The sequence below is a fragment of the Streptomyces sp. NPDC058086 genome (assembly GCF_042885015.1).
Classification (GTDB): Bacteria; Actinomycetota; Actinomycetes; order Streptomycetales; family Streptomycetaceae; genus Streptomyces.
The window spans coordinates 1-3,977 of record NZ_JBHVST010000245.1 but is presented as its reverse complement, the minus strand read 5'-3'; the positions used below and the strand labels follow the sequence as shown (position 1 = coordinate 3,977).

5 protein-coding genes are annotated in these 3,977 nt (G+C 65.1%); 2 read left to right on the top strand and 3 right to left on the bottom strand.

Going from position 1 to position 3,977, the window contains the following annotated elements:
- The first annotated feature begins 955 nt into the window (after nt 1–955).
- Together ACFVWD_RS57715 and ACFVWD_RS57710 are read left to right on the top strand one after the other, a co-directional pair.
- Nucleotides 956–1,087 (top strand): hypothetical protein, encoded by a 132-nt coding sequence (locus tag ACFVWD_RS57715; protein WP_389607152.1) that lies wholly within the window; start codon nt 956–958, stop codon nt 1,085–1,087.
- 270 nt (nt 1,088–1,357) lie between these two features.
- Nucleotides 1,358–1,771, top strand: coding sequence for an SRPBCC family protein (locus tag ACFVWD_RS57710; RefSeq protein ID WP_389607150.1), 414 nt, complete (start codon nt 1,358–1,360; stop codon nt 1,769–1,771).
- 266 nt (nt 1,772–2,037) lie between these two features.
- Here ACFVWD_RS57710 and ACFVWD_RS57705 read toward each other — a convergent pair whose 3' ends face one another.
- From ACFVWD_RS57705 to ACFVWD_RS57695, 3 genes are all read right to left on the bottom strand, one after another.
- The gene (locus ACFVWD_RS57705) at nt 2,038–2,745 is read right to left on the bottom strand and encodes a hypothetical protein (RefSeq protein WP_389607148.1); all 708 of its coding nucleotides are present in this window, start codon (nt 2,743–2,745) and stop codon (nt 2,038–2,040) included.
- A gap of 298 nt (nt 2,746–3,043) precedes the next feature.
- Nucleotides 3,044–3,232, bottom strand: a complete 189-nt coding sequence (locus tag ACFVWD_RS57700) for a hypothetical protein (RefSeq protein ID WP_389607147.1) — start codon at nt 3,230–3,232, stop codon at nt 3,044–3,046.
- A gap of 84 nt (nt 3,233–3,316) precedes the next feature.
- Nucleotides 3,317–3,934: a malonic semialdehyde reductase gene (locus ACFVWD_RS57695; RefSeq protein ID WP_389607145.1), complete on the bottom strand. Its 618-nt coding sequence runs from the start codon at nt 3,932–3,934 to the stop codon at nt 3,317–3,319.
- Nucleotides 3,935–3,977: the final 43 nt, after the last annotated feature.

Here is a 3,977-nt window from a genome sequence, read left to right as displayed (position 1 = left end):
CGCTTCCAGCCGCTCCCACTGCGCATCCGTCAGATCGCCACGAGACATCTGAAGATCGTTTCACGACCTTGATCAACATCTCAAACACGTCCTAGCAGTCGCTGCAGTGTCAGGGCAGGGAGGTGCCGTGCTCGCCGATGCAGAAGAATCGGACGCAGACGCTTCGTGAGATGTCGCCCACCTCCAGCTGCAGGGGTAATTCGTCCGTCCCACGAACAATATATCGAACGTAATTCGAACATATGGCTCTTGTCAGGTGCCGCCGTTGTTGTGACGGAGCTTCTTTGGTTGCGAGTGGAGCAAGCTAGGCGCCACCGTCAGCGTCCTCACCGACCTGGACTCCACGCCTCTCGCCGAGTACGCCGACCACCTGATCGTCACCTCCGTCGAGGGCATCCAGGCCCGCCCCTCCCTGACCGCCATGGTCGCCGCCGTCCAGGCCGTCCTCAGCGAACTCACCGACGACGACGCCATCCGCGCCTCACGTCGGGTCCAGCAGATGCGGCAGGAACTCGGCCTGCTGGACGACCAGCCCTGAAAGACCCGCCTGCCGGGCCCACCCTGAACCGCCCTGCTGTTCCCGGTGACTGGTTCCGCCAGGCCGAGCTGCTCGCCGAAGCGTGCCGGCTGCGGTGATCGCCAGCCGTCTCGGCGTGGGAATCCGAAAACAGGGTCGTCCTCCCGGAGCCATACCGGAGATTGGTCGTCGAGATCGCCAACGGGTCATCCCTCGGGCCACCGGAAGATGGTGGCCTCCTGCCCCCCCCGGCTGGCTCCCCTCGGACTGGCCCAACCAAGGGGATCGAAATCCCGCCGCCTGTTCCCGCTCCAGGAGACTTGGTCCTGGGAAGGTGAGCCCCTAACCGAAGACCACCACGAGCGCGTCGCCGCCGTCTCCAACCACGGCACTATCCTGCTCGGCACCGACGATGGACTCTCCTACTCGGTCCTCGTCGTGACCGGTTCTGAACGAGGCAAGGTCTGGCTCGTCACCGGCGTCGGCGCCTACCCATATCCCATGCCGAGAGCGCTCGGCTTCTTGGAGTGGGTGCAGCGCTGGCACGCCAGCGACGGCTGGTGGGACTGACCGCAACCCGCACGGAGCCCGATGTACTACGAGGGAGTCGGGCTCGAACGTGTGGGTGGGGAAGGTGACGCTGCCGTTGGGGGGAAATACGTAACATGATCGTCCACAAAGGGCGAATTCCACCCGTAAGGCTGCCTCCATGGCCGCAACCGCCAGCCTCCGGTTTCTGCGTTCGGCGCACCGGGCCGTGGTGAATGGTCTCTGCGCAAACCGGGCGATCGATGCTCTGTTCCGTTTCGTCACAGAGCGCTCGGGGGACCCGTTCGAACTATGGGTGACTTCAGTGACAGCATCACCGTGCACGTGCCCTCGGACCGGCTTTTTGCTTACCTGTCCGATGTGCAGCATCTGCATTCGTACATGCCGCGGCTCAGGGCGGCGCGCCCTCACGACGGCGACAAGGTCACTGTCACCGCCCACGTCGAACCCGTTGATGCGCCGGAACAGGACGTGACCAGTGAGGCGTGGGTGACAGTGGTAGAGGACGGCAAGAGCCTGGAATGGGGTGTGCCGGGGCCGCACGACTATCACGGGCAGCTGCACGTGGGCCCAGGTGAGACCGCCGATACCTGCCGCCTTACCGTGGAGCTGCATACCGAGCACACGGAAGGCGAGCGGATCCACCACGGCCTCGACGAGGCGCTGCGCGGCATTAAGCAGGCGGTAGAAGACGCTGAACGCTGAACACCGACACGCAGCGAATACGGTCGCGGCAAGCGATCGCTTACCCCTTCTCGGTCCCTTGGGGGCCGGTGGCGCGAGGCAGGACGCCAGTGCGGTCATCGGGGTGTGGATGCAGCACTCCACGCTCCGTCACTCCCATCACGAGATGTTCGATGGAGGAAGCCCGGGCGGGCGGCGGCGCCGAACGGGCGCAACGGTCAGGACGTGCCGTACGTGCAGTGAATCAACACGTCCGCCCTTGCCGGTCTCATGACCATCTTCCCGGCCTACAGGTCGGTACCGGCGTTGCCGTCGTCGCTCGAAGAGTCTCGCTGCGTGGTCCCACCCTGCGCGGAAGCGTCCTTCCCCTGGTTGTCCAACAGCTCCAGGAGCGCAGCGTCTGCCTTTTGCTGATCCTCCTTCGTCAGTTCAAGAGGTGCGTTGTTGCAGACGGCGTACCGGTCAGGATCAATGATGTTGGTGGTCCTCAACGTGAACGTCAGAAGCGGGCGCCACCCCTTGCGGTGGCCAACCCTCACTTGAATTTGGACCCTGTAGTCACGGGCCTCCGGAAGGAGCCCGGGAAACGGTGCCTCAAGCTCGATGAAAAGTTGTTGAGCTTCTCTTCCGGCCACAACGAATCCGGCCGGCAACTTCGGTTCCTCGTCCGGTCCGGGTTGGAGACGAGACGGCGAAGACATCCACAAGAGTGGTAGATGAGAGGCGGGCTCATCAGGGAAGGTGAGCCTGAGATCCTGCACAACTATCGGCTTGGCGCCGGTGTTGTGAAGGACGAGCGGAAGCCGCAGGCGAACCAGAGAGTAGTTGAAAACCGCTGCAAAGGAATGAGGTTCCCATGTCTTCAGGCGCCCTTGTCTGGCATTGATCCACCAGAATGAGGAGACCGTGAAGACCAATGCGCAGACCGACACGACGGCGGCGCCGGTAATCGATGAGGACGCATTCTGATCAGCAGCGGTCATCAACGGGGACACACATTCAGTGTGCCAGCCTCAGGATGGCCACGCTAAACGTCGCCACGGGGTCCAGGCAGCTGGTCAGGGCGGTCTCGGCCTGCAACGGCGCATGGGTTCGCTCCTGGAGCCTCGAGCCGTAGGGATGGTTGCGGCAGGACCGGTGGCGGACGGCACGAGGGCGCTCGCGGGAGCTACATCTCGCGCTGTCGCCAGGGTGTCCGGCCGGTCGGCAGGAGCAGACAAAGCCACCGCTGACCGCCGGGGACATCACAGGGATGCAGGCAACCTTGGTTGCCTGGCAAGAGCCATGTTCGTGTCAGCGGCCACTGCCCTGCCGGTCGTGGTTGTAGTGGCTCCCGCCGTCGCGGTCCCCACCGCGATCGCCCCACGAGGAGCTGGTGCCCTGGTCCCGGCGGTGGCCGTCACCACGATCCCGGCGGTAGTCGTGGTCGCAGTCCAAGCGGTGTGCGTGGTCGCCGGTACTCAGGAGAGCACCGGCGACCACGGCATGGCACCTCTCACTTCTACGCCGACCACTCTCGGGCTGATCGGACTTAGGATCCCGCGCGACCAGGCGGCTGCAGTGCCATCAGGCCCAGGCGAGGGCGTGCTCGACGGGCACGCGGGGCAGCCGCGGGAACCACGGGTCGGCACCGGGGTGTCCGATGTTGACCACCAGATGCGAGCGCCAGTTGGTACCGGCGAAGAACTCCTCGTCCACACCGGCCTTGTCGAAGCCCGCCATGGGACCGGCCGCGAACCCCGCCGCACGGACCGCGAGAAGGAAGACCCCGGTTTGCAGTGCCGAGTTGTAGGCCGCGATGCTCTCGCGCGCGTCGGTCTGGTCGGCGAACGCCGCTCGCAGCAAGTCCCCGCGGGCCGGGAAGACCGTCGGCATCTGCTCGTGGAAGTCGAGGTCGTACGCCAGGACCGCTACGGCCGGCGCACTGAGCGTCTTGGCCCTGTTGCCCTCGTCGAGATGCCGGACGAGTCGCTCCTTGCCCTCTCGGGTGCGCACGAAGAGCACGCGCAGAGGCTGGCCGTTGGCGGCGCTCGGCGACCAGCGGGCGAGTTCCCAGATCATGGCCAGTTCGTCGTCCGCAACGGCCGCCTCGGCGAAGGTGTTCGCGGTGCGGGCCTCGGTGAACAGCACCTTTCGTCCGGCGTCGTCCAGGACATCGAGGGCCTGCGGTTCGCGGTCGGTCATGCTCATCATTTCTCTCTTACTTCGGTTGTGTGTGGTGCCGGGG

Excerpts from the sequence above, each read along its gene's own strand:
- ACFVWD_RS57710 (WP_389607150.1), top strand. The coding sequence starts at position 1,358 with ATGGGTGACTTCAGTGACAGCATCACCGTGCACGTGCCCTCGGACCGG.
- ACFVWD_RS57695 (WP_389607145.1), bottom strand. The coding sequence starts at position 3,934 with ATGACCGACCGCGAACCGCAGGCCCTCGATGTCCTGGACGACGCCGGA.